The organism is Neobacillus sp. GCM10023253 (assembly GCF_042653105.1).
GTDB classification, from domain to species: Bacteria; Bacillota; Bacilli; order Bacillales; family Cytobacillaceae; genus Neobacillus; species Neobacillus citreus.
In genome coordinates this window covers 132472-157606 of record NZ_JBHSHV010000027.1, presented here as the reverse complement: position 1 = coordinate 157606, position 25135 = coordinate 132472, and the positions used below count along the sequence as shown (strand labels likewise).

Sequence of the window (25135 nt, the reverse complement as noted above, 5' to 3'; positions counted from 1 at the left end):
CTTGGTATCTCTCTAGTTTCCTTTAAGTATACATGAAACCGCATGGAAAAAGAAAACCAAATGTGCCGACCATTCTTGCACATTTTGACCGTTTGTGGAACACTACAATCATGACCCATTAAAAGGAGGAAGTTAGTATGCCATATGTAACTGTTAAAATGCTTGAAGGTCGCACCGAGGAGCAAAAGAAAGCGCTCGTTGAAAAAGTAACCGACGCCGTCAGCGAAACCACCGGCGCACCAAAAGAAAACATCACCATCTTCATCGAAGAAATGAGCAAAAACCACTACGCAAGAGCAGGAGTTCGCTTCAGCGACAAATAGGGTGTCAGGCACCGCTCGTGGACATTTGTCCGCCTAAGGTGCACACCCAGACTCAAATGCAATAAAAAACCGCTTGAAATCGGCCGTGATTCAAGCGGTTTTTTACAATTGCCTTTATTGCGTTACTTTGACTTTTAATGCCTCAATATATCGATACGCCTCATCGATTTCTTCCTCTGTATAGCGCTGGCTGCTTTTCAGCGTGAACACCTTCTGGGCAACCTCTTCCTTTGGAAGATTATCAAAATATAAAACCGTCGAAACCAGTTCAAGGAATCTAGCATTCTGGTCATTCATATCGGTCAGGCAATCCTCCAAGCAAGGCATGTCCACTTCGTTTAGACTCAAAAACTCCTTGCCTGAATCGGTCAATGTATAGCGATATTGATAATATCCGCCCTTTTTCTCCTTCACTTCATTTAGAAACCCCATATTGCAAAGCTCCTCCACGCGAGTGGTCAATTCCTCAGAGTATGGGCCGTAAAAGTGAAATTGGAATCGGTCCTGAAACGGAAAATCAATTTTTTTAGCAATATATATCATCTTCTGCAGCTTTTTTCTTCCGATAATTTCACCGGAAACTAGAATTGCCTGCATCAGTTTGGCATGATCTTTCAGCAATGTTCGTCATCTCCTACTCCATTTAACAATACTTATTGTAAAAGGGCGCGAATTTTCTTTTTCCACTCTGCACCAATGGCAGTGTCCTCAAGAAAATCAGCCGGATAGTATAGCTTGTGGTCCGTTCTGCGTTTTCCCGAAATCGCATCGACGATTTCTGATTCGCGGGAAAGCTCCCGCAAGTCCCCATTTTTCATCAACAGATGAATCGGCAGCCGTTCCTCTTCCTCACCTGGACGGTAAAAGTCATATGGCAGATCTGATGAAGAATCGACCACCAAGTAATATTCGGGGTCAATACCTGCTTTTTCAAAAAGCAACGTTAATTCGGCGAGCTTTTTATATTCCTTGGCAGGATCAAATTCGGCATACTTAAATAAATTCCGATTGACAAAACGCTTGCAGAGGTCGCTTATAATAGGGTCGGCCTCCTCCTGCCAGATCTGAAAATAAAACATAATCACAGATTCATCTAATTTTAAATAGTCTTCTAACGTCACTTGCTCCGTGAAAAAAGAGATAAAGTGAATCGGTTCATGTTTAAAAGAATAGTTTTTCTTAAATAATTCCTTGGCGCGATGGAGAATTTTTGTCAAAATAACCTCCGCACTGCGGGAGACGGGGTGGAAGTAAACCTGCCAGTACATTTGGTAGCGGCTCATGATATAATCCTCGACCGCATGCATGCCGCTCTTTTTAATGACGACCTGGTCCTCGCGCGGACGCATCACCCTTAAAATCCGCTCCATGTCAAACTGCCCATAGCTTACCCCGGTAAAGTAGGCATCGCGCTGAAGATAATCCATCCGGTCAGCGTCAATTTGACTGGAAATCAGGCTGACAACCATCTTCTTTTCCGATGTTTTCGCGATCACTTCGGCTACCTGCTCAGGAAACTCCGGGCTGACTCTTTGGAGGACCCTGTTTACCTCTGTGCTTCCGAGGATAATCGCACGGGTGAAGTCCTCATGGTCAAAGCCGAACACTTTCTCAAAGGCGTGGGAAAACGGACCGTGGCCGAGGTCGTGCAGCAAAGCCGCGCAAAGGGTGAGAAGGCGGTCATCGTCGTTCCATTCTGGCCTTCCTTCGAACACGTCATCGATGATCCGGCGGACAATTTCGTAAACGCCAAGGGAATGGTTGAATCGGCTGTGCTCTGCACCGTGAAAGGTCAAAAAGGTCGTCCCCAGCTGCTTAATGCGTCTTAAACGCTGAAACTCCTTCGTCCCGACCAAATCCCAAATCACCCGGTCGCGGACGTGGACATAGCGATGGACGGGGTCCTTAAACACTTTTTCTTCGCTTAATTTTTCCGCCGAATACACCATTGGCTTCCCTCTTCCTGATCTTTCTTGGTTCTATTATATCCCCAATAAAAGGGTAAATCATCCAAAATTCAACAATTTTCATCAGTATTTTTCGACATCAATAAAAGAAAAAAATCACCAATGTATAATCGCAAAGGTGATTATTTTAGCTTTTTATTGACTTTCTCCATTAATTCCTCTTCTGTCAGGGCCGCGAGCGGGCGGTTATTGACAAAGGCGAACGTCTTTTTTCGGCCGGGTCCGCAATAAGACTGGCAGCCGATTTTGATTTCGGCATTCGGGTCAATCTCTTTCAGACGAGGGATCAATGTCTTTAAATTTACGGCTTGACAATCGTCGCAAACGCGAAATTCATTGGACATTTATTACAACCCTTTCTACAAAAACAATCTATAAATAATAGTTTAACCAACTACCATATTGAAATTACAATGAGAAAAATCACAATTTGAAAAAAATTTAAAACCTCAGGTCCGTACATTGAACTACTAACGTATTTTACATTTTCTCTGTTTTCAATGCAAGTTGCAAAGTTTAGCAATCATGGTTCTACTTCTCAATAAACCGCAACACAACAGCCGCTAATCGGCATAACCAAAGCAATCACCCAAATCACTGCTTTATATTTGCTAATAAGAAAGTATAAACTTTCTGTCGAAAACTTTATACTTTCTTAACGCATAAATTCAACTACGCCTCTGTCTTCGTCCTATCGGACTCGCCAATCGGCGAGTTTTCATTTAACCTATTAGCAAAAAAATCTATTATCCTTTTAACCATTTTGGTATAAAGCCTAGAAAACTTGTCCATCATAAGACTAGAACTTTTTATAATTTCGCCGGAATTTGCCCGGCAAATCATGTGGATATTATGTTAGGGAGATGAAAAAATATGAAAGTTCGTCAAGATGCATGGACAGATGAAGACGATTTGCTTTTGGCCGAAACCGTCCTCAGACACGTGAGGGAGGGCAGCACCCAGCTTAACGCATTTGAAGAGGTAGGAGACAAATTGAACCGGACCTCCGCAGCCTGCGGTTTCAGATGGAACGCCGTTGTCCGCCATCGCTATGAAAAAGCGTTGCAATTAGCGAAAAAACAGCGCAAACAAAGACAAAGAATCCTAGGAAAGGATCAAGGCGGCAAGAAAAAGCTTCTCTACAACCCGCCGGTTCCAGTCTCCGAAGATTTAGGAGTTTTAAACGTTCAGAGTGAAGTGATGCCTGAGGCCCCTGCTGAAATGCAGGACATGACGGTTGAAATGGCAGTAGAAGCATTGGTGCAGACGCAAGCGCAAACAGCGCCGGTACAGACCTACAGGCCAGCTGTGACAACATCCGCATCAGGTCTCACAATGGATACCATTATTGCTTTCTTGGAAAACTTTAAACATTCCAATCTGCAAAATGATGTATTAAAAACTGAGAATGAAAGATTAAAAAGAGAAATTGCTGACCTGAGACAGCAGAATGAAGAATTGAGCTCGAAAGTCAGGGATCTTGAGGATAACCGCGAAACGATGCAGGAAGATTACGAGACCCTCATGAAGATCATGAACCGCGCCCGCAAGCTTGTTCTTTTTGAGGAAGAGGAACGGCCGGCAACAAAGTTCAAAATGGACCGCAACGGGAACCTCGAAAAAGTAGCCGAATAATTCTCTAGACAGAAAGCACTGGGAGAGAGACGCACAGCATCTTTATTCAAAAAAAGCCGGACATCCTTTACAAAGGATGTGACGGCTTTTTTGCTTGGTTTGAAAAATTAGCTCCGTGAATGCACTCCACGTCAGTCCCAACTTGCAGATAGGGCCTGCCAACTTGCGGAAAGCTGTAAAAGCAGCCGGCTTTGCCGGATTCGCTACAGCTCCGCCAGCTTTTCATTCCGCTCGACAATTCTCTGGTAGTAGCCCGGCAAAAGCTCCAGCTCGTATTCATTTAACGGGCCGGCAAACAGCCGGTCACTGGTATTTTTCAACTCCGTTAGCAGCCTGAGCATGACGTCGGCTATGCTAAGTTCCACTCCGAGCAGCTCTGAAAGTGAGGCCATAACCTCCGGGACGATTTCGGGATACACGAACTTGGTTGGCTCATTTCGTTTGGCTTTTCTGTAAAATTCGCGAACAAGTTCAGCGCGCTCCGACCCGCTCCCGTTTACACAAAGATAAATCTGGACTGCGACCCCTTTTTTCAAACGGCGCTGCGAAATGCCGGCAAATTTTTTTCCGCCGATGCTGAGGTCATAGCTGCCCGGGCAGTAGGAACCGACGATTTCCCTCGCTTCAATCTGCTGCGGAAAGTCGAAAAACATGTGTTGGACCAACTCCCACATCGCATCATAGCCGCGGTTGATGTCGATTCCTTTTTCCGCCTCCGGAAGAATCAACGAGATGTTAAGGACTCCTTCATCGAGAACCACAGCAAGTCCGCCGGAATTCCTGACGATAGACTGATAGCCCTTTTCTTGTAAAAATTGAATGCCCTCCTGTAAGAATGGCAGTTTTGTATCTTGTATGCCGAGGACGATCGTGTTGTAATGCACCCACGTGCGTGCTGTTGCCGGGGCCTGTTCCGCTCCGACCGAGGCACACAGTGTGTCATCGATGCCAAATGACTGCAGCGCCTGAAAATGCGGCCCGACCGAGGACTGGTCAATAATCCGCCACTGTGGTTGTCGCAATAAACCTTCCATTTTGGTTGCTCCTTGTACGGTATGATGGAGTTATTTTATCAAAATGCTTCAGGAAAAAATAGTTCGGGCTCTCTCAAAGGAGGGTATCGACACGTTTCTGTCTTATATCAACAAATTTCTGCAACTTATCTACAAAAGTTTTTCAGATATCTACAATTTTCACGATATATCTACACATTTTAGTAAGATATCTACAAATTCTAATCGGGCCTGAAAAAAAGAGCCAGTCCAGCCTCGGACCAGCCCTCAAAATATCACTACAATCCCTGTGCCGCCGTAATCAACGCCAGCTTATAAACGTCCTCTTCGTTACAGCCGCGGGAAAGGTCATTAACCGGCGCGTTCAACCCCTGCAGAATCGGGCCAACTGCTTCAAAACCGCCTAAGCGCTGGGCAATTTTGTAGCCGATATTTCCCGCTTCCAAACTAGGGAAGATAAATACATTCGCGTCGCCCTGCAGCACGGAGCCAGGCGCTTTGCTTTTTGCCACAGAAGGAACAAAGGCAGCGTCAAACTGGAATTCCCCGTCGAGCACAAGCGACGGTTCACGACGCTTCGCCTCTTCAACAGCGGCCACAACCCGCTCCGTTTCTTCCGACTTCGCAGAGCCCTTCGTTGAGAACGATAGCATCGCTACACGTGGCTCAAGATCAAACTTCTCTGCCGTTTTCGCGCTTTCAATCGCGATTTCCGCTAAATCCATACTGTCAGGTGCAATGTTAATCGCGCAATCCGCAAACACATATTTCTCGTCATCGCGGACCATAATGAACACGCCGGAGGTTTTCTTCACGCCAGTCTTTGTCTTGATGATCTGCAAAGCAGGGCGGACGGTATCCGCAGTCGAATGGGCAGCGCCACTTACAAGTCCATGTGCTTTATTTGTATATACCAGCATCGTGCCAAAGTAGTTTTCATCTAACAGAATTTTACGGGCATCCTCTTCGGTTGCTTTTCCATTCCGGCGTTCCACAAACGCGGCCACTAGCTCATCCATTCCCGCGTAGCTTTCTGGGTCATAAATTTCTGCGGCATCCAAAGATACGCCAAGCTCCTGTGCTTTTGCCTGAACCTGTTCAATGTTCCCCACCAGTATTGGCGTAAGCAGATTATCCTCCGCCAAACGGCTGGCCGCTCTGACAATCCGCTCATCCAAGCCTTCTGGAAAAACAATTTTCAAGCCACGTCCGGAAATTTTATTCTTCAATCCTTCAAACAAATCCACACCAAACACTCCTTTAAAAAAACTCCTTTAAATCAGGATACTTTACCAAATTAATTTTTCAAGCGATGTTCATCACAGACAGCGTTTCCACAGAAAAGTTTATTTTTTCAAAAAATGGCACTCTACCTTTTACTATTCTCTTTTTTTCATAAAAATATCCACTAAAGGTTTATTTGGGGAAACCTTGGTCAAACTATGGTATAGTTATGGTTGTTTAAGAAGAATGATTACATAGGAGTGATTTTAATGAGTGAAGCAGCACAAACGCTTGATGGCTGGTACTGCCTGCATGATTTCCGCACTGTGGACTGGACCACCTGGAAGATGCTTTCTGAAGATGAGCGCCAAGCGGCGATTCACGAGTTTTTAAGTCTGATTGAAAAATGGAACACCACCCAAGAACGCAAAGAAGGCAGCCATGCTTTATATACAATCGTAGGCCAAAAGGCAGATTTCATGATGATGATCCTGCGCCCGACGATGGAAGAACTGAACCAAATTGAAACCGAATTCAACAAAACCAAATTTGCTGAATTCCTCGTGCCGGCTCATTCTTATGTGTCCGTTGTCGAGCTCAGCAACTACCTGCCTGCAGGAGAGGATCCGTACCAGAACCCGCAAATTTTGGCACGCCTGTATCCTACTCTGCCAAAAACACAGTATGTCTGCTTCTATCCGATGGATAAGCGCCGCCAGGGCAATGATAACTGGTACATGCTGCCGATGGAGGAGCGCCGCAATCTGATGCGCAGCCACGGCATGATCGGCCGCCAATATGCTGGCAAGGTGCGCCAAATCATCACCGGTTCCGTCGGTTTCGATGATTACGAGTGGGGTGTAACCCTGTTCGCGGAAGATGTGCTGCAATTTAAAAAGCTTGTTTATGAAATGCGTTTTGACGAAGTCAGTGCCCGCTACGGCGAATTTGGCGCATTCTTTGTCGGCAACCTGTTAGAGGAAGAGCGCATTCCTAATTTCTTACACGTATAACTCGTTCGTTTAAAAGCTCCCAACTCAAAGCTGGGAGCTTTTTTCATTTGCGCCTCGTCCTAAAGTCATATCCTCGAACTTTCCCTCATACTAATAAAACAGCGAGAAGTAGGAACCAATTATAGGTTTCCGAGTATGTATAGATTGTTGGGCTATTGATTTATATTTTTAGGAGGGAAAAAAATGAGCCAATATTATAATCCTCAAGGATTTCAGCCCTATACTGGTGGTGCAGCCGGAATGCAAGGGGCCCAGCCAATTACTGGCGGGCAGGGATTTGTTCCCACTCAGTCGGGAGGATTTCCGCCGGGAGGAGCTGTTCCGCCAAGACCGCCAGCAGGAGGCGGCGCCGTTCCGGGCATGCTGCCAATTGAACAATCGTATATTGAGAATATTTTACGCTTAAACAAAGGCAAACTGGTATCTGTATTTGCTACATTTGAAGGCAACACACAGTGGAATGCTAAAGAATTTAGAGGAATTATCGAGGCAGCCGGCCGCGACCATGTCATCTTAAGCGATCCGCAAAAGGGCACCCGTTACCTGATTCCGATGGTGGCCGTGGACTACATTACATTCTCTGAAGAAATTGAGTATGATTACCCGTTCGGCGGAGGACCGCAATTAGGCACTTACCCGCCTAGATAATATGAGAAAAGCATTGAGCAATAAGGTCTCAATGCTTTTTTTCATGATTAAAATTGTTTTATCGCTCCAAGAATCATCAATACCCAAGCCGCTAGGAAGCAAACGCCGCCAATTGGGGTGATGGCGCCAAGCGGGCCGATTTTTGTTAAGCTTAATAGATACAAGCTGCCGCTGAATAAGATGATACCAACAAGCATTAACCAGCCTGACCAGGTAAACAAAGAGCTAGTTGCAGCTTTTCCAAGCAGCAGGCCAATGATTAAAATACCGGTTGCATGAAACATTTGATAGGTAACGCCAGTTTTCCAAATCTCAAGATAATGAGCATCTAATCTGTCCTTTAGTCCATGTGCCCCAAAGGCACCAAGTGCGACTGCCAAAAAGGCATTGATGGCGCCAATGACAATAAAAGTTTTCATGTTATTATTCTCTCCTTTTGTCTAGCTGCAGCGCCTAGCCCCTCGAGGTCATAAGCCAATCCGTCAAGAAGGCTAAAGAACAGCCTTCTCGCCGGCTTGTCTTATGCTTGTCGGGGCTGGTCAAGGCGCTTCCGCTTTTCTATTTAAAAATCAAACAGTGAATCGCCATTAGCCTCATCGTCCAGTTCCAATTTTTTTGGCTGTGGTGTAGTGACTGTTGGCTGTTGAAAAATAGGCTGCGAGACAGCGGGCTGATAGGCTGCCTGCTGGAATACTTGAGCTGTTGTTGCTTGCTGAATAACGGCCGATGCGGGCTGCACATCCCGTCCGGTCTGCTTTTCTTCCAATATCAATTCGCATAATATTTTAATAGAGTAAACCCTTTCCCGCAAGCTTTCTTCCTTATGGCTGGCCCGTGCCTGATTCAGTTCTTCTTCCATTTTGGCTAATAATTTTTGGACAGATATATTCACGTTCAAATACTCCTCATTTTCGGTCTCTATTTTATTCTACATGAGTATCGGCTTTTTTTCGAAAAAATAGTCTTTTACAGGCTTTCGACATATTTCAAATGTTCCACGTGAAACTTGTTGAAAAATGTAAAACCCGCATCTTTAAAGATTCGGGTTTCTTAGTTTATCCTAATATCCTTTGATAGATTGTTTTCGCATGGGTCAAATCTTTTGTCCCGTGAATAAGGGCCCTGCCGTCTTGGAAGATGACCATCCGCTCCTTGCCCATTTCAACTGACACTAAATATGGATTGCCTTTTACAGAGTAGCCGAGCGAGCTAAGCTGGCCTGCGAGCCTTTCTAGCGAAATTTCCCCAGGTGTGGCAGGACGGATTTGCACGGTATCGCGGCCGCACAGGACTGTGGTCTTTGTCATATTTTCACGGTCGAGATAAGGATATGTCCGCTCCTCGCCGCAGGATAGGCAGCCGGAGTATTTGGCCTTTGACATTTTCATGCTTGTATATTGATTTCTCCATAAATCGAAGCTGACAAAGGCCTGGCGGACTGCATCCCAATCCTCGACCAGCATCTTCAACGCTTCCGCAGTCTGGTGGGCAATGACCATTTGCACGGCAGGAGAAATGATGCCGCCCGTATCGCAGGTCATCCCCTGAAGCGGAATTGTCCGCAGCAGGCAATTTAAACACGGTGTTTTACCCGGAATGATGGAAAAACTCATCCCATAGCTGCCGACGCAGGCCCCGTAAATCCAAGGAATGTTGTATTTCTGGGAAACGTCGTTCATCGCCATCCGCGTTTCAAAATTGTCAGTCGCATCTAACATCAGGTCGACCCCCGCAGCTAGCTCCTCGAGTAGCTCCGGAGTGGCGTCGCCGATGATGGCGTTAATTTCAACATCTGAATTAATTGCTTTTAGACGCTTTTTAGCTGCTGCTGCCTTAGGTAGTTTTTCTGCCACATCCTCTTCAGTATAAAGCTGCTGGCGCTGCAGATTACTGGCTTCAACATAGTCCCGATCGACGATGGTTAATCTGCCGACACCGGCGCGGGTCAAGATTTCCGCATTACCCGAACCCAGAGCCCCAGCGCCGATGATTAACACATGCTTATTTCTTATCTTTTCTTGGCCTTCCTTACCGATTCCCGGAAAAAGGACTTGCCTTGAGTAGCGTTCGTTCATAAAGATCCCCTTTCTCGAAGAAAACTCGCCATTTTGGCGAGGTTTTAGGGTAAAATTAGCTATTTTTAATTGATTTATATTTAATGCCCGCGAATTGCGTGATTCTATTAGAGAATTTGAGTTTCCAACAAGAAAATTCATTTTTTTAAAAGGACAAGTTTCCATTCTATCGGCGAATTTTTGCAGTCTATCGGCGAATCTCAGACTTCTATCAGCGAATTGGGGTTCCCAATCGGCGAATCAAAAAATCAGCCCCCGCTGACCGGCGGGATAAATGCAATTTCATCGCCTTCCTGGATGACTTCATCATTAGAAGCAAACTCCTCATTAATCGCCGTCATTACAGTCTCCATACGCGGCAGGTCGTACTTCTCAGAGAGTTCAGCCTTCAATTCAGCGACCGTTTTTCCGCTAACATCAAGCCTTAGGAACTCCTCACCAACCGCATCGCGCAAATGGGCGAAAAACAAAATTTTATTCACTTAAATCACCTTCCTCAGGCTTTCCGCTCGGATAGGCCTTCGTTTCGAGCTGGTTGCCGACCCATTCCTCGCCGTCCTCCCAGTGCTCTTTTTTCCAAATAGGGACAATTTCCTTAATCCGCTCAATCGCATAGCGGTTCGCCTCATAGGCATCAGCCCGGTGCGGCGTCGACACCGCGATCACTACCGCAACATCGGTAATATCCAAGCGCCCGACCCGATGAGTAATTGCAACTTGAGAACCCGCCCAGCGCTCTTCAATCTCGCCGCCAATCTGCTCCAGCTTTTTCACAGCCATCGCTTCATATGCGTCATAGATTAAAAACAACGTCTTTTTTCCATAGGTCAATTCCCGGACGGTACCGATAAACGTCGTAATCGCGCCTGCTTCGCGCTGGACCACCTTGTCGATAACATCCTGTATATTAATAGTTTCTTTTGAAATCTCGTAAAGCTTCAATTATTTCACCTCTTCAGCCAAGCGCTTTGGCTCGGCGTTTTCCACCACTTGATAGCCGCCGATATTCTCCACCTGAACCTTGAAGGCAGGGGAATGGATGATTTCCGCTAGCAGCTTGAATTGTTCACTTTCGTAAAAGCTTCTGGTCATGACTAAATCGTATTCCTCGTCGGAAACCGGAACGAACTCCAAGCCCATTGCCTTTGCCGCCGGATAAATGCCGAGACCAGCGCCACAATCATCACTGTTCACTTCCGCAGCAACTGCTAAATGCGAGAACATTTCGCGGTCATAGCCCGCTATTCTCTCCGGCTCAAGCCCCGCTTCCTCCAGCAGCATATCAAACAAAATCCTCGTGCCGGCGCCTTTTTGGCGGTTCACAAAGTTCGCTCCCTTTTCCAATAAATCACGCACGTCACGGATTTCAAGCGGATTGCCTGCCGGTAAAATCCAGCCCTGCTTGCGCTTCAAAAATGGATACAGGACAACCTCCTGTCCGGCTAACAACCGGCGTACATATGATATATTATATTGTTTTGTCTCAGGGTCAAGCAAATGAATCCCCGCTACATGGGCCTCGCCTTTTCGGATTGCCATAATGCCGGCCATGCTGCCGACATGCGAGGAGACAATTTTCATCTCGGTCCGCACCCGCTTCAGCGCCGACGACAATAGGTCAATCGTCAAATCGTGGCTGCCCGTAAACATGATCGCATTTCGGATTTCCTCAAGCGGCCGCAGCAACTCCACTTCCGCCTGCTCTCCTTGTTCATAGCCGATCACATCTGGCGGCACCACCAATAACCCATCTGCCCGCACATACGACATCGTCACCCCAGCCGCTCTTGTCAGCGGATTAGCGACAAATTGGCCATTCACATAGCCGATATTCATTCGCACAAAATCCTCAGCGCCCATCGACGAAACGATGCGCCGGCCAAGCTTGACGGTAACCTTCTGCCGCTCTGGCTCCGGCACACCTAAGTATTTGCAGACAAGCGGTCGTGCGAACCATTCCAGCGCCAGATAAGCCGAAACCGGATATCCCGGTACGCCAATCACAACCGTACCATTAATCTTACCCAAAATAACCGGCTTCCCAGGACGTGCCGCGACGCCGTGGGTATAAACCGTACCAAGCTCCTGAATGATATGAACGGTATAATCCTTGCGCCCCGCCGACGACCCCGCATTGATGACGATAAAGTCCGAAGTCACAGAAGCCTCCAAAAGCGCTTCTTTAATCTTCTCCGGCTCATCCTTGACAATCCGGTGCAAACGCGGCTCGCCGCCCCATTCTTTAATAAAATTGGCAAACACAGTGCCGTTAAATTCAACAATTTTTCCAGGCGCCATTTCCTGCCCCGGTTCAACTAACTCATTACCGGTCGGAATCACGGCCACAACCGGTTTTTTCACAACCGAAACCGAAAGCAGCCCTGACGCAATTAGCACTCCCAAATCAGCAGGCCTTAATGCATGACCCTGCGGAAACAGCATTTCCTCCTGAACGATATCCTCGCCAATCGGACGGATGTGCTGCCAAGGCGTAGCGGGTTCGATGATTTCAATCGTCTCCTCGTCCAACACCTGCACATGCTCAATCATAATCACCGCATTAAACGGCGATGGTATCGCATTTCCCGTATCAACATGAACAAACTGCTCACCAAGCTTTAAATGAAGCGGGTTCTGCTCATGCGCCGTATACGTGCTTTCCGCTACAACCGCAACCCCATCCATCGCCGAGGCATGATAGTGCGGCGTCGACACAGGTGCAAAAATCGGTTCAGCCGTCACACGCCCTAATGCATCCACTGTCGGAATCAGTTCCTTTTCCGGAGTACTCTCAAAAGCAGCGAGAATTTCATCTCGCGCCTCGAAACGTGGTTTATCTTCCAAGTAAATTTTCCGTTTATACATAACTGTCGCTCCCCTTACCTGGACAGAATCACAGGAACATACTCGCCCTGCGAAACTCCTTCTTTTTCAGAACTGATTTCCACAATGCCGTCACTCTTTACCAGCGTCGTAATCAACCCGGACTTGCCGATAATCGGCTCCGCCCACCATTCGCCGTCCCTTTCCTCAAGCCGGACTCTGATATAATCCGACCGGCCCGGGCTTGACGGGATGTTTTTCGTTATTTTTGCAAAAATATGCCCAGGCTTCGGCACGAGATGTTCGCCGGACAACTTCTTCAAAATCCGCTCGCCAAACAGCTTGAAGATAATCATCGCCGACGCCGGATGGCCAGGCAGTCCAATCACCGGTTTGCCGTCCGCCACCGCTAAAATCGTCGGTTTGCCGGGCTTGATCGAAATCCCGTGGACAAACACGCCAGGCTCACCCAATGATTCGATAACCTCCGTCGTATAATCCTTCGCCCCAACAGAGCTGCCGCCTGACATAATCAAGCAGTCTACTTGTTCGTAAAGTTCGCGGGCCTTTTGGCTGAATTCCTCATAGTCATCGCGGACAATGCCGCCGTACACAACCTCGACATTCCAATCGCTCGCCAAGCCAGCAATCGTCAGCCCGTTAATATCACGGATTTGTCCGACCGACAAGTTCTCCGTTTGATAAGGAACAATCTCATCGCCGGACGACAGGTAGCCGGCTTTTATTTTTCGAAAAACGGTGACATGAGTAATCCCCAAGGAGGCAAGGGCACCCAATTCCTGTGCGCGGAGTTTCACCCCTTTTTCAAGGAGAATCTCGCCCTCGCGGATATCCTCGCCGGCCCGGATGACATTTTCCCCGGGCGCCACTTGTTTATATGTATTGAGGAGTCCCTCGACATCCTCACAATGTTCAATCATCATCACGCTGTCACTGCCAACCGGAAGCATCCCGCCAGTCGGAACGTAAACAGCTTGTCCAAGGCCTACTTTTACATCGGGGACCTCGCCCATTTTGACTTCCCCGGCAACGTTCAGGAAGCCGGGCATGGACTCGGAAGAACCATACGTATCTTTCGCGCGGACAGCATATCCGTCGACCGTCGAGCGGTCAAAGCCGGGAACATTCTCCTTCGCAGTCACCGGCTCGGCTAGTATATAATGAAGGGCTTCGGAAAGCTCTCTTACTTCTGTTTGTTGGGTTGCCGGGATCATTTCATCTATCAAGGCAAATGTTTCTTCCACTGTTTTTACTTTGAAAAATTGCATGGTTCTCTTTCTCCCCCTAATGTTCGCTTTCGGCCCACTTTTTCGCGTCTTCGTATTCCTCCGGGCGGTTCATGTTGAAGAAGACCCGCTCCAATTCTGTTTGGCTAAAGCCTGCAAGCTCTTTTTCTGTTACATAAAGGACATTAAGACGGTCCAGCAGCTGTTTCATGCGGAGATTCCCCGCCGCAATACAGCTTTCCGCAACAGCTGCGACTGATTTTTTAAAAACAGCAAATAACGGATGCTGATTCCCGTTGATAACCGGGATGACCGCATCATAATCGCCGCATAGCTTTGCCATTGTCTCGGCGAGTTCCCCGGACACAAACGGCATGTCGCAAGCGACGATAAAATTAACATCGCCTTTGGAAGCTTTCAAACCGGCATGAAGTCCGGCGAGCGGCCCCATGCCGGGATAGTCATCTGCGACCATTTCCAGTTCTAAAAATTCATAATCATCAAAATGATTGGTTACCAGAATTATACCATTAAAACGTTGCTTAAGTGTGTCTCTAATTCTTTCAATATTAGTTTTCTCATTTATTTTTAATAGAGCTTTGTTGGTGCCCATTCGGCTGGATTTTCCGCCGGATAAAATAATTGCTGAAGCGTTCATCGACAGCACCTCTTAATTCGTTACTTTTTTCTCTCCTACTGAGCTAAATCCGTTTTCCTGCGCTACAAAATCGAGATGGATTGAATTTAAATCGATCATGGCAGCAGACGGCTTTTCTATATATTGCCTTGTATCAATAATTTTAATATAGCCGTTGCACTCCTCGCAAACCTGTATTTGCGAAACGGCGTCCCCTTCAATGGTTAAAAATTTGATTTTTTGGTAGTCTTCATTCCCGCAATGCGAGCACTCCAGGCGCTTGGCATTCCAATGGGCGAGGCAGCGCGGACATTGGCAGACCTTTTTACCCTCATCCTCCAAAACTGCCAGTCTTACAGGCTCGCCGCAGACAGGGCAGCCTGAACCCGGTACGGCACGGTCGATTTCCGGCTGGACTTTTTCAGCCACTAGTTGAAGATACGGACGGAGCGCGGTTTCTGCTAAAAATTGCGGAATCCATGGTTCCAGTCCATTTTCCTCAGCAAACCTTTCAAAGTAGACGCTATTGAAGGAATATGCCTCCTCTATCCAGCGGATGGCCGTTTCTTCCTTGAGCATACTGCTAATATCAGCGAGCTTTGGTTTCAAATCTGGGTTGGTCTCTATGAGGAGGGCTGTTATCTCCTCTACCCACTGTAAGAATAGTGAAATTTCAAAGTCAATCGCCGTTAACGCGGCAGCAGGTACCCCTGCAGCCAGCGCCGCTTTGTCCAGATTAGGCCTGACCGTATCCGGATTAATCATCTGCTTCCATTTTTCCTGAAGCTGAACAATTTCCTTTTGCAGGCTCTGGTATTCCTTTGAAACAACGGATTTAATCATCGTTGTTGCACCTCTTTTTTTGTGATATTTTTGGATTCGCCGATAGATGGCTGCAATCCGCCGATAGAAAGTCTTAATTCGCCGATTGAAGCCTGAAATTCGCCGATTGAGTACGGAACTCCTTGTTTTTCGCTCTAAAAATTGGCGGATGAAACTCGATTCGCTAATAGAATCCTGAAATTCGCTAATAAACTCTTAAAATTCGCTAATAGACCATTAAAATTCGCTAATAAAATGACAGTACTCCCACTAAAGAGTCTACTTTTTAATGGGAATGGCTGCCTTTGACAGACAGCCAGCCCCTTTCCTCATAAAATTAAGCGCCTTTTTTATGTTTCGGATCATCCAACTCAGGGAAGTTACCCTTTTTGACCTCTTCCTCATACCATTCTTGGTAATGATCCCTTGCCCACCGTGCAGGAACCTCGCCGGTGATGACACCGGAGTAGCCTGGTCTTGAGTTTTTATGAATCACACTCAAGTAAATGTGACCGACAATGACGGCAATTCCAAGAGCGAAGCCGACGTTGTGGAAGAAGTAGCCCCATTGCACAAGAGCTCTCGGGAAATACTCAGGAAACCACATTGTGAAGCCTGAACAAATAACCAAAATTGCACAGAACATCTGCAGAATCGAGTTAATTTTTTCCCCGGCGTTGAAGAAGGTTTGTTTTATATGCTTAAACTTAAAGCCGAACAATTCTTTAACGAAACTGCTGAAAAATTCAAGGTCGCGCTTTTTCCATGTGATTAATTCTTTTAGCCAAAGCATCAGGAACTTCGGGCTAAAAATCAACAAGATCAAGGTTGGCGTTATAAATGTGACGGCGAAAATTCGGTGCAGCAGCCGGGCGTTGGCCGGGCCGCCAAACACCGGATACAGCCAGTCAAAGAATTCGGTATACATTGGCAGTGCTGTAATGTACAACGCAAAGAAGGAAATCCCATTGATTGCATGGGCCCAAACAAACGCCTTTGGAAAGCGGCGAACTTTTACATCAGGTTTTATCTGATTACTCATTGCTTCCACCTCCGTCTTGCTCCTTGCCTTCTTTATTGAATAGCTTGTTTGTCACAAACGCACCGACAAGAGCCATCGTGGTGGCACCCAGCATCATCTTGCCGATTGGCTGTGCGTAATCCTTCCAAGCAACTGCGGAGGTTGGAACTTTTGGATTTTCCGGAAGCCCGTAAACTGACGGCTTTTCTGCTAAAACATAAACGGTGTGTGTGCCGCCAACGCCTTGCGGATTGTACACCTGGGCATTAGGATAACGGTCTTTGATTTCTTGGACGCGCTTTTCAGCTTTTCTGATCATCGCATCTTTATCGCCAAATTCCATTGCTCCAGTATGGCAGGTCGTTACACAGGCAGGCTGCAAGCCTTCTTCCAAACGGTCGGTACACATTGTACATTTGTGAGCTTTACGGTACTCTTTACCGTTTTTATCTTTGTATTCCTTTAGAGAAATCACTTCGAACGGACAGTTTTGGACGCAATAGCCGCATCCTACACATTTGTCTTGATCGATAACAACGGAACCAAAATCGGTATAGCTGATGGCATTCTCCGGACATACCTTTTCACACGCTGCGTCCGTACAATGGAAGCAGGATGAGTGGCGGAACAAGTAATCCAGACCGCCTTTGGAATTCTCATGCTCAATGTACTGGAGGACGTTCCATGTATCAGCTGTTGTTTTTGGATGGGACTGAGCACTGCCTTGGAATGCTGTCTCTTCAACAGGCAGGTCATTCCAGTTTTTACAGGCCACCATGCAGGCTTTACAGCCGTCACATTTGGTAACATCAACGAATTTCACATATTCTTTAGCCATTAGTCAGCCCTCCTAACATCACAGAGGAATGCTTTGTATTCAGGAATTTGCGTGTTAGCATCTCCAATGTGCGGAGTCAGGCGGTTAGCTGTATCTCCTGTAACATATCCCTTATAGCCAAAATGCCATGGCATTCCCACTTGGTGCACGACTTTGCCTCTTACTTTGAAAGGTTTATAACGTTTTGTAACCATTGCGTATGCAGTGATTTCGCCGCGTGCTGAGCTGACAGTGATTTTATCTTTGTTTTTGATGCCTTTTTCTTTTGCAAGTTCTTCACTTATTTCAACAAACATGTAACCGGCGATTTCCGACAGCCATTCTTGGTTGCGGGTCATCGAACCGGACTGCCAGTGTTCAGATACCCGGTAGGTGGTCGCTATGATTGGGTAAGTTCCTTTTGAGCCTTTCTTGTTGAAGTCGCCTTCATGAATCACAACGGCCGGGTTTAATTCCACAGATGAGAAGGCATTCGGAACCGGGCTTTCAAACGGCTCATAATGTTCAGGGAAAGGACCTTCATTCATCGTTGGTGCATAAAGCAGCCCTACTCCGTCTTTATTCATCATGATTGCGCCAGTACCGCCTGGTGCTGTCGGCGCTAATGTAGCATTAAAGTCAGGAACGTCGTTGCCCACCCATTTATTCTGGATGGCATCCCACCAGATGATGGCCTTTTCCTTGCTCCATGGATTACCGCTTGGATCCGCTGCAGCACGGTTGTATAGGACACGACGGTTCAACGGCCAAGCGAATGACCAGTTTAGATAGTTATGTCCGCCCGTATCTTTGTTGTCGCGATTCTTAGATTTGTTCTTGCCCTCTTCAGGATAGAAGCCGCTATAGATCCAGTTTCCGCTAGAAGTTGTTCCATCTGCTTTTAAGGCACCGAAACCAGGAATCAATTTCCCTGTTGCCACATCATAGCCGTTAATTTCCTTGGCAACTAGATCAATGTCACATTCAGGACCGTTGCCAAAATTCCAATCAAGAGCCAGGAATGGAGCAGCTTGTGCACTCATGTCACCGGCATAGAGCTTTTTAAGCTTAAGTGCCAGCTCATGGATGATATCAAGGTCTGGTCTTGCTTCGCCTTTTGAATCAATAGCTTTCCAGCGATATTGCATCCAGCGTGAGCTGTTGGAAATACTTCCTTCTTTTTCAAATGAAGCGGATGCTGGGAGCAGGAATACTTCTGTATTGATTTTCGATGGGTCGCTGCCCGCTTCTTTTTTCCAGAAGGCCGCTGTTTCTGTTTCCCAAAGGTCAACAGCAACCAGCCATTTTAAGTTGCCAAGTGCTTCTTTTTCCTTACCGGCATTCGGTCCGCCGACAACCGGGTTTGTGCCCCATAGGAAAGCACCGTCAAGCTCTTTATTGTACATTGCTTTGAATAAGAAAATGTGCGAGTAGTTCTTTGCCCCTGGTTTAGGTAAATATTGATAGCCAAATTCGTTCTCGGCTGTTGCATTTTGTGCGTACCACGACTTTAGTAGGCTGACCACGAATTTTGGTCTGTTGCTCCAATAGCCTGATGGAGGAGTTTCTTTCTTTAAGTAGCCGTCAAGTGTCGCGTGCTCAGGTACTGATGCTTTAGGAATAGCCAGGTAACCTGTCAGGTTATCCCATAATAATCCAAAGTCAGTGGAGCCTTGTACGTTTGATTCGCCGCGCATCGCGTTAATTCCGCCGCCTGGCAGGCCAATGTTGCCCAAGAGCATCTGAATAATCGCATAAGCACGGACGTTTTGCGAGCCGACTGTATGCTGGGTTGTACCCATTGCATAGAGGATTGTTCCCGCTTTACCGACTTTGCTGGTTTCACAGAATGTCTTGTAAACCTTTAATAAATCTTCTTTTGGTGTACCTGTTACAGATGAAACCGTATCCAAATCATAGCGCGAATAATGCTTCTTCAGTAATTGGAAAACAGTACGAGGGTTCTCCAAGGTTGGATCCGTTACCGGTTTTCCATCTGGTCCCGCAGCAAGAGCCCATTTTGTTTTATCATAAGTGCGTTTTGCTTGGTCATAACCAGAGAATAAGCCATCTTTGAAATCATAGCCATCCGCTACGATAAAGGAAGCGTTTGTATAGTTAATAACATATTCTTTGTGAATAAGATTATTTTCGAGTGCATATTTTATCATTCCGCCCAGGAACGCAATGTCTGTTCCGGAACGAAGAGGAGCGTAAATATCAGATACTGCTGATGTCCGAGTATAACGCGGGTCAACACTGATAATTTTACCGCCGTTTTCTTTTGCTTTTGTCAGCCATCTGAAGCTGATTGGATGATTCTCAGCAGGGTTTGCACCCATAATTAGCGCTGCATCTGTATGCTGCAGGTCATTCCAATGGTTTGTCATTGCTCCACGTCCAAACGATGGTGCCAGACCGGCAACCGTTGAACTGTGTCATATTCGTGCCTGGTGTTCTAAGTAAACAACGCCAAGCCCTCTCATTAATTTGGAAACCAAATACGTTTCTTCGTTATCAAGTGCCGCACCGCCAAGGCTGGCAATCTTTTCAGTTCTATTTACCGTAACGCCGTTTTCCGAAACGATAAATGACTTATCGCGGCTTTCCTTTGTACGTTTGGCAATGGTATCGAGCATCCATTCCCAGTCTTTTTCTTCCCATTTATCGCTGCCTGGAGCGCGATAAAGAGGTTTCGTCATCCGCTTTTCAGAAGTGTATAACTGTCTGAGTGTCGTTCCTTTGCTGCATAGCTTGCCTTCATTAATTGGGTTATCCGGGTCCCCCTCCGTATAAACCACTGTGTTATCCTTTGTATGGACTAAGATCCCGCAGCCGACGCCGCAAAAACAGCAAATGGTTGGTGTTACAGTAGCTTTGGCAATTTTGAATTCCTTTGATTTCGCATAGGCTTTTTGTTCATTAAAGCCCAGTTCGACAACCGCTAAAGTGGCAGCGGTTGCACTGGATAGCTTTAAAAATTGCCGGCGATTTAAGTTCATTTCAACCATTTCCAATCTCCTTCCCAAGAGTAATGAATAGAACATCCCATTTTTTTATGTTTATCTATATAGTTCTACCGGCTGATTCCCCCCTTCAAAGCTTCTCTCCAAGAGCGGCTCTGGATTTACATCATTTTCAACCCGTCCTGCCGCGGTATAGATCATCGCCATTTTCCCTCTTAAATAGCCGATTACTTCTATATTTAAGTACCGCGCCAGCTGGATAGCCTGCTTGGTTGCGGCCGTCCGCGAGCCGATAACAGGAAAGCCGAATTTAGCTGTTTTTGAGAGCATTTCATATGAAACCCTGCCGGTTGTAAGAAGTACAAGCCTGTCGGGGCGTAAGCGGTTTCTCAAGGCGTGTCCGATAATCTTATCAACGGCATTATGCCTGCCGATATCCTCGCGAATGGTGATATTTCCCTCTTCATCCACAATGCAGGCGCCATGCATGCCGCCTGTTTCCAAATAAAAACGGGAGTTCTGAGCAAATTCGCTGCGTTTTTTTAAAAGATAGCTAAGCTGATAGGTTTGATTTGATATGACTCTATCGAAGTTCTTTACATCCGTCATTGAAAAAAATGTAACGCCCCTGCCGCAGCCTGCTGTGTAATGCTTCTTTTTTGAAAAGACCTGCTCCTCATCAAAGGCTGCGCTTAAAGTGACATGGATGCTCCCCATATCTTCATTGATGACGATGGACTCAATATCATTTGCTGCCTGAATAAATCCTTCAGAAAACAAATAGCCATATGTCCAATCCTCGAGATCAAATTTTGTCAATTGGAAAATCGCCATTTCGTATCCATTAATGATTAATGAAATGGGATATTCGTCGGGACAACTTTTGTGGTTCATTGTTTTCCCACCACCTTTGAAGAGTATTTCTCATTAATAGAGTAATTTTGGAGGAGTTTTTTGAAAGTAATTTTTATCACTATAAATTGATTAAAATAGTAAAAAAGTTGGATATTTCACTTTTTTGTCAAACTCTTTCGACAGGCGAAAAAAATCATTTGCACCATTGCAAAAGTTTATTTTGGTTGTTTTTTTGCTGTTGAATTATAATAATAGGGTGATTATTAAGCCTTTTTTAGGAGGAGTACATAATGAGCATTAAGAAGGTAATGACAATTGCCGGTTCAGATACGAGCGGCGGGGCCGGAATTCAAGCGGATTTGAAAACATTCCAGGAGCTTGGCGTATACGGCATGACTGCTTTGACTTGCATCGTCACAATGGATCCAAAAGATAACTGGCATCATAATGTGTTCCCAATTGCGGCAGATGTTCTTGAAAAGCAACTGGAAACCGTCCTTTCTGTTGGCATCGACGCGATGAAAACAGGTATGCTGGGAACGGTCGAGTTAATTGAAATTGCTGCAAAAACCATCGATGCCCACAAGCTAGAGCGTGTCGTAATAGACCCTGTCATGGTGTGTAAAGGTGAAGACGAGGTGTTAAACCCGGAAACAACCGATGCGATGCGTGAGCTTTTATTGCCGCGCTGTTTAGTAGTGACACCAAATCTGTTTGAAGCTGGACAGCTTGCCGGCATGAAAACGCCGAAGACAGTGGAAGAAATGAAAGAGGCCGCTGTGAAAATTTTCGACCAGGGGGCAAAAAATGTCCTTATCAAAGGCGGCAGTAAACTGCAGTCTGAAGAAAATGCCGTCGATCTTCTTTATGATGGCAAGGAATTCAGAATTTACGAATCGCCAAAATATAATACAACCTTTACGCACGGCGCCGGCTGCACCTACTCATCCGCGGTCACAGCTGAACTTGCGAAAGGGAAATCCGTCTTTGAAGCAGTCGAAGTGGCGAAAGACTTTATCGCCGCAGCCATCGAACAAGGCTTCCGCCTAAACGAATACGTCGGCCCAACCTGGCACGGCGCCTACCGCGGCTCAAAAAGCAAAACCGAATACTGCGAAGACTGCGCAGAATAATTTCCTAAAGAGCTGAACACGACGTTCGGCTCTTTTTTTCATTAAAATGTGAAAATGATCGCCAACCTTGTTGATTGGAGCGGAGGGCACTCAACTCCTGCGGGATATAGAGGTCACTGGAGACCCCGCAGGCGCTTTCAGCGCCGAGGAGGCTCCAGGACCTCCCCGCGGAAAGCGAGTGCCCGGAGCGGAAATCAACATATATTTAACCGAGCATTCATTTCGCATTTTTTATCCAATTTTAGTATGATAGTTACATTCTTAAAGAAAAATATCTCGTAGACTAAATCCTATTTTTTATAAGAAATAACGGGAAGGGAGGAATCAGCTTGGAACTAGTGAACACCAAACAAGTACAGGAAGCCATTAATAGCTTCGTAAATAAAGAAGTATATATTCACCTTGAAACCACAAACGGTGCCTACGCATCACATCGCGATCAATCATTCTTTTCGGCAGGCGCTTATATCCGCAACGCCAAAGTCCAATATGAAATAGGGAAAATCACCGGAAAAGGTCCTTACCGGGTGGGCTTAAAAATTAACCTTGGCTGGATTTACGCTGAGGGCATCACTCATTTTGAAATCGATGAACTGGGACGGCTGCTGCTTGCCGGCCATGACAATGAAGGGAAACTAGCCGTCGCATTGGAAATCAGCCCGACTCCCTTTGAATAGTGGTTTCATGCGTCAGTCCTGAAAGGAGAATGTAAAATGGAAAAAGAACGCCATGTCCTAGTTGTCTTTCCACATCCGGATGATGAGGCATTTGGAGTATCCGGGACAATAGCCACCCACATCAAAAATGGCACCCCTGTTACTTACGCCTGCTTAACCCTTGGGGAAATGGGCCGCAATATGGGGAATCCGCCATTTACCAATCGGGAAAATCTCCCGAAAATCAGAAAAGCGGAACTAAAGGAAGCTGCCCGCGCTTTAGGCATCCAAGATTTACGCATGCTCGGCTACCGCGATAAAACTGTAGAATTTGAGGATGAAGAAAAGCTGGCCGACGTTATGTCCGCCTTGATTGATGAACTGAATCCTTCTTTGGTTATCACCTTTTATCCCGGCTATGCTGTGCATCCCGACCATGACGCCACCGGCGCGGCCGTCGTCCGCGCTGTCGAAAGGCTTCCTGAAGCCGCACGGCCAACCTTACACTGCGTTGCCTTCTCGAACGATTGTATTGAAAAACTTGGTGAAGCTGACATCATTAATAATATCAGCCCTGTCGCCGAAATAAAGCTTGCCGCCATCAAGGCACACCGCTCGCAAACGGAGCTAATGTTTGCCGACGTGTCCGAAAAACTAAAAAACCAAGACCCACAAATTATGGTCTGGATCAACAACGAGCGCTTTTGGACGTACAAATTTGATTAAATATATAAAGGGACCCGTCATCTCACTTTTAGAGTGGTGACAGGTCCCTTTCCTTTTAATATTCTTTATGGAGCAGCGTGCAGAATTTGCACCAGTCAAGGATGATGATTTTCCGCGATTTCAAATCAATCATTTCCTCTTTTTTAAGTTTGGAGAAGACACGGCTGATGCTTTCACGCGAGGTGCCGACGACGGTGGCGAATTCCTGTACGGTTAACGGTATTTCAACTTCCCAGCGTTTGAAGTCTGGGTTAAACTTCCGTCCGAGCCGCTCCAGCATCTTTACCGTTTTTGCATAAACATCGAGCAGGACCACATCCCTTAACTGTGAGGTCATTTCTCTTAAAGCATCGCTCATATAGCGGATCATTTGCATAGAAAGCTCCGGATATTGGTAAAGATCCTGCTCGAGCTCTTGCTTATCCAAAAAGAACAGCCGGCCATCCTCAAGCATCGTTGCTGTTGCCGGGTAACATTCTTCCTTCCGTGTGAATAAACATGCTTCGGCGAAAATATCCCCTTGCTGCTTCACACAAACGATAATTTCATTCCCGTTCTCATCCTGTTTGGCGAGCTTAACCGACCCGGAATGAATGAAGAAGACCCCTTTTGCCTTCTCATCCTCTTTGATAATCCGCATCCCTTTTTTCACTTCAAGCGTTTGAATCCGCCTTTCAATGATATTTAGCGATTTCGGGGATAAGTCTTTAAAAATCTCAATTTTTCGAAGCAAGCCTTCTTTGTCGACTTCCTGAATCACTGATAAATTCGGCTCCAGTAATTTTTTTATGCGCTCCAACCTTCCCACCACCTTTACCTAGCTTATTTTCCTCTAATTGTAAGCTATTTCTCACGTTATAGAAGTGAAAAGGGTCACAATACTGCAAATCGCAAATACATCATGGAAAAATCGTTTTTCACAGAACGTTCATTTTTAAAAAAACGCTTTAGATATATGCTTTTGGGGCCCTTTCACAGAACGTTCAAAAACCCTTCATTTCGTGTGACGAACGTCACAAATTTACAAAATTTAATGAATTAGGATGAAACTGTTCAATTGACGAAAAGGAGGGGGAACAAATTTGAAAAAAGCTCTTATTAGTTTTGCCATTAGCCTTGTGCTCGGCTTCGGGCTTGGATATCTAGTATTTGATGTCATCATGGGGAACTCCAGTGACTCAGGAAAGGCACCGCAAACCGCCCAGGCTGTTTCGAAGAAAAAAGCAGCGGATGATTCCAGCAAACCAAAAGAAACAGCAGCCACTTCCAGTGTTAATGACGATAACATCCTTAATAAAAAGGGATGCCTTGGCTGCCATAGCGTGGAAGCGCTCAACATAAAAGGCGGTGCAGTCGGACCGGATCTTTCCCAAGCCTTTGTAAACGTTGAAGGAAAGCACGGCAAACCAATTGAGGAATTCTTAAAACAGCCTACATCCGCTGTTATGTCAGGTGTTATCGGCAAAAATCCATTAACCGAAGAAGAAGAAAAGCAAGTACTAGACCTGCTCAAGCAGGCATCTGAAAAATAAGG

At 46.2% G+C, this 25135-nt stretch carries 27 protein-coding genes; 8 read left to right on the top strand and 19 right to left on the bottom strand.

The window, feature by feature from the left end:
• The first annotated feature begins 137 nt into the window (after window positions 1–137).
• Window positions 138–323 carry a 2-hydroxymuconate tautomerase gene (locus ACFPA1_RS24300; protein ID WP_213117092.1) on the top strand — a complete coding sequence of 62 codons (186 nt, stop codon included), beginning with the start codon at window positions 138–140 and terminating at the stop codon, window positions 321–323.
• Window positions 324–437: 114 nt separating this feature from the next.
• Here ACFPA1_RS24300 and ACFPA1_RS24295 read toward each other — a convergent pair whose 3' ends face one another.
• From ACFPA1_RS24295 to ACFPA1_RS24285, 3 genes are all read right to left on the bottom strand, one after another.
• Window positions 438–944, bottom strand: coding sequence for a YwgA family protein (locus ACFPA1_RS24295; protein ID WP_213147941.1), 507 nt, complete (start codon window positions 942–944; stop codon window positions 438–440).
• A gap of 32 nt (window positions 945–976) precedes the next feature.
• Window positions 977–2272 carry an HD domain-containing protein gene (locus tag ACFPA1_RS24290; RefSeq protein WP_378586531.1) on the bottom strand — a complete coding sequence of 432 codons (1296 nt, stop codon included), beginning with the start codon at window positions 2270–2272 and terminating at the stop codon, window positions 977–979.
• 140 nt (window positions 2273–2412) lie between these two features.
• Window positions 2413–2634, bottom strand: coding sequence for a DUF1450 domain-containing protein (locus ACFPA1_RS24285; RefSeq protein WP_378586528.1), 222 nt, complete (start codon window positions 2632–2634; stop codon window positions 2413–2415).
• Between the two features lie 529 nt (window positions 2635–3163).
• Here ACFPA1_RS24285 and ACFPA1_RS24280 point away from each other — a divergent pair.
• Complete coding sequence (locus tag ACFPA1_RS24280) at window positions 3164–3925, top strand: RsfA family transcriptional regulator (protein WP_213147938.1); 762 nt, start codon at window positions 3164–3166, stop codon at window positions 3923–3925.
• Window positions 3926–4128: 203 nt separating this feature from the next.
• Here ACFPA1_RS24280 and ACFPA1_RS24275 read toward each other — a convergent pair whose 3' ends face one another.
• Together ACFPA1_RS24275 and pta are read right to left on the bottom strand one after the other, a co-directional pair.
• Window positions 4129–4959, bottom strand: a complete 831-nt coding sequence (locus tag ACFPA1_RS24275; protein WP_378586525.1) for a lipoate--protein ligase family protein — start codon at window positions 4957–4959, stop codon at window positions 4129–4131.
• Window positions 4960–5216: 257 nt separating this feature from the next.
• Window positions 5217–6185: a phosphate acetyltransferase gene (gene pta, locus ACFPA1_RS24270; protein WP_378586522.1), complete on the bottom strand. Its 969-nt coding sequence runs from the start codon at window positions 6183–6185 to the stop codon at window positions 5217–5219.
• Window positions 6186–6431: 246 nt separating this feature from the next.
• On the opposite strand from pta, the gene hemQ reads away from it, so the two are divergent.
• Window positions 6432–7175 (top strand): hydrogen peroxide-dependent heme synthase, encoded by a 744-nt coding sequence (hemQ, locus tag ACFPA1_RS24265; protein ID WP_378586519.1) that lies wholly within the window; start codon window positions 6432–6434, stop codon window positions 7173–7175.
• Window positions 7176–7358: 183 nt separating this feature from the next.
• Entirely contained in the window at window positions 7359–7823 is a 465-nt protein-coding gene (gene gerQ / locus ACFPA1_RS24260; protein WP_378586517.1) for a spore coat protein GerQ, read from the top strand.
• Between the two features lie 47 nt (window positions 7824–7870).
• Here the strand turns inward: gerQ and ACFPA1_RS24255 are convergent, their stop codons facing one another.
• The 13 genes from ACFPA1_RS24255 to fdhD form a co-directional block, all read right to left on the bottom strand.
• Window positions 7871–8242 (bottom strand): DUF423 domain-containing protein, encoded by a 372-nt coding sequence (locus ACFPA1_RS24255; protein WP_378586514.1) that lies wholly within the window; start codon window positions 8240–8242, stop codon window positions 7871–7873.
• 143 nt (window positions 8243–8385) lie between these two features.
• A complete protein-coding gene (locus ACFPA1_RS24250; protein WP_213147933.1) occupies window positions 8386–8715 on the bottom strand; it encodes a YwdI family protein in 330 nt (109 codons plus the stop codon).
• Between the two features lie 163 nt (window positions 8716–8878).
• Window positions 8879–9898 carry a MoeB/ThiF family adenylyltransferase gene (locus ACFPA1_RS24245; RefSeq protein ID WP_378586511.1) on the bottom strand — a complete coding sequence of 340 codons (1020 nt, stop codon included), beginning with the start codon at window positions 9896–9898 and terminating at the stop codon, window positions 8879–8881.
• A gap of 248 nt (window positions 9899–10146) precedes the next feature.
• Window positions 10147–10380: a molybdopterin converting factor subunit 1 gene (gene moaD / locus ACFPA1_RS24240; protein ID WP_213147931.1), complete on the bottom strand. Its 234-nt coding sequence runs from the start codon at window positions 10378–10380 to the stop codon at window positions 10147–10149.
• Complete coding sequence (locus ACFPA1_RS24235; RefSeq protein ID WP_378586508.1) at window positions 10373–10840, bottom strand: molybdenum cofactor biosynthesis protein MoaE; 468 nt, start codon at window positions 10838–10840, stop codon at window positions 10373–10375. Before ACFPA1_RS24235 ends, moaD begins: the two co-directional genes overlap by 8 nt.
• Window positions 10841–12763 carry a molybdopterin biosynthesis protein gene (locus ACFPA1_RS24230; RefSeq protein WP_378586505.1) on the bottom strand — a complete coding sequence of 641 codons (1923 nt, stop codon included), beginning with the start codon at window positions 12761–12763 and terminating at the stop codon, window positions 10841–10843.
• A gap of 14 nt (window positions 12764–12777) precedes the next feature.
• The gene (glp, locus tag ACFPA1_RS24225) at window positions 12778–14010 is read right to left on the bottom strand and encodes a gephyrin-like molybdotransferase Glp (protein ID WP_378586503.1); all 1233 of its coding nucleotides are present in this window, start codon (window positions 14008–14010) and stop codon (window positions 12778–12780) included.
• A 16-nt stretch (window positions 14011–14026) separates the two neighbouring features.
• On the bottom strand, window positions 14027–14626 hold the full coding sequence (gene mobA, locus ACFPA1_RS24220) for a molybdenum cofactor guanylyltransferase (protein ID WP_213147927.1): 600 nt from the start codon (window positions 14624–14626) through the stop codon (window positions 14027–14029).
• Window positions 14627–14638: 12 nt separating this feature from the next.
• Window positions 14639–15448: a formate dehydrogenase accessory protein FdhE gene (locus ACFPA1_RS24215; protein ID WP_213147926.1), complete on the bottom strand. Its 810-nt coding sequence runs from the start codon at window positions 15446–15448 to the stop codon at window positions 14639–14641.
• Window positions 15449–15764: 316 nt separating this feature from the next.
• On the bottom strand, window positions 15765–16469 hold the full coding sequence (locus ACFPA1_RS24210; protein ID WP_213147925.1) for a formate dehydrogenase subunit gamma: 705 nt from the start codon (window positions 16467–16469) through the stop codon (window positions 15765–15767).
• On the bottom strand, window positions 16462–17286 hold the full coding sequence (locus tag ACFPA1_RS24205) for a 4Fe-4S dicluster domain-containing protein (RefSeq protein WP_213147924.1): 825 nt from the start codon (window positions 17284–17286) through the stop codon (window positions 16462–16464). The genes ACFPA1_RS24210 and ACFPA1_RS24205 overlap by 8 nt, the downstream gene beginning before the upstream one ends.
• Window positions 17286–20267, bottom strand: a complete 2982-nt coding sequence (gene fdnG, locus ACFPA1_RS24200; protein WP_378586929.1) for a formate dehydrogenase-N subunit alpha — start codon at window positions 20265–20267, stop codon at window positions 17286–17288. The genes ACFPA1_RS24205 and fdnG overlap by 1 nt, the downstream gene beginning before the upstream one ends.
• 60 nt (window positions 20268–20327) lie before the next feature.
• Window positions 20328–21125 carry a formate dehydrogenase accessory sulfurtransferase FdhD gene (gene fdhD / locus ACFPA1_RS24195; protein WP_378586497.1) on the bottom strand — a complete coding sequence of 266 codons (798 nt, stop codon included), beginning with the start codon at window positions 21123–21125 and terminating at the stop codon, window positions 20328–20330.
• Window positions 21126–21376: 251 nt separating this feature from the next.
• Here fdhD and pdxK point away from each other — a divergent pair, with 251 nt between their 5' ends.
• From pdxK to bshB2, 3 genes are all read left to right on the top strand, one after another.
• Window positions 21377–22219 carry a pyridoxine/pyridoxal/pyridoxamine kinase gene (gene pdxK, locus ACFPA1_RS24190; protein ID WP_378586494.1) on the top strand — a complete coding sequence of 281 codons (843 nt, stop codon included), beginning with the start codon at window positions 21377–21379 and terminating at the stop codon, window positions 22217–22219.
• Between the two features lie 329 nt (window positions 22220–22548).
• Window positions 22549–22896 (top strand): YojF family protein, encoded by a 348-nt coding sequence (locus ACFPA1_RS24185; protein WP_213147921.1) that lies wholly within the window; start codon window positions 22549–22551, stop codon window positions 22894–22896.
• Window positions 22897–22932: 36 nt separating this feature from the next.
• Window positions 22933–23601 carry a bacillithiol biosynthesis deacetylase BshB2 gene (gene bshB2, locus ACFPA1_RS24180; RefSeq protein WP_213147920.1) on the top strand — a complete coding sequence of 223 codons (669 nt, stop codon included), beginning with the start codon at window positions 22933–22935 and terminating at the stop codon, window positions 23599–23601.
• A 55-nt stretch (window positions 23602–23656) separates the two neighbouring features.
• Here bshB2 and ACFPA1_RS24175 read toward each other — a convergent pair whose 3' ends face one another.
• Window positions 23657–24400, bottom strand: a complete 744-nt coding sequence (locus ACFPA1_RS24175; protein WP_241114172.1) for a Crp/Fnr family transcriptional regulator — start codon at window positions 24398–24400, stop codon at window positions 23657–23659.
• Window positions 24401–24683: 283 nt separating this feature from the next.
• Between ACFPA1_RS24175 and ACFPA1_RS24170 the strand changes: the two genes are divergently transcribed.
• Window positions 24684–25133: a cytochrome C gene (locus ACFPA1_RS24170; protein WP_213147919.1), complete on the top strand. Its 450-nt coding sequence runs from the start codon at window positions 24684–24686 to the stop codon at window positions 25131–25133.
• The last annotated feature ends 2 nt before the right edge of the window (window positions 25134–25135 follow it).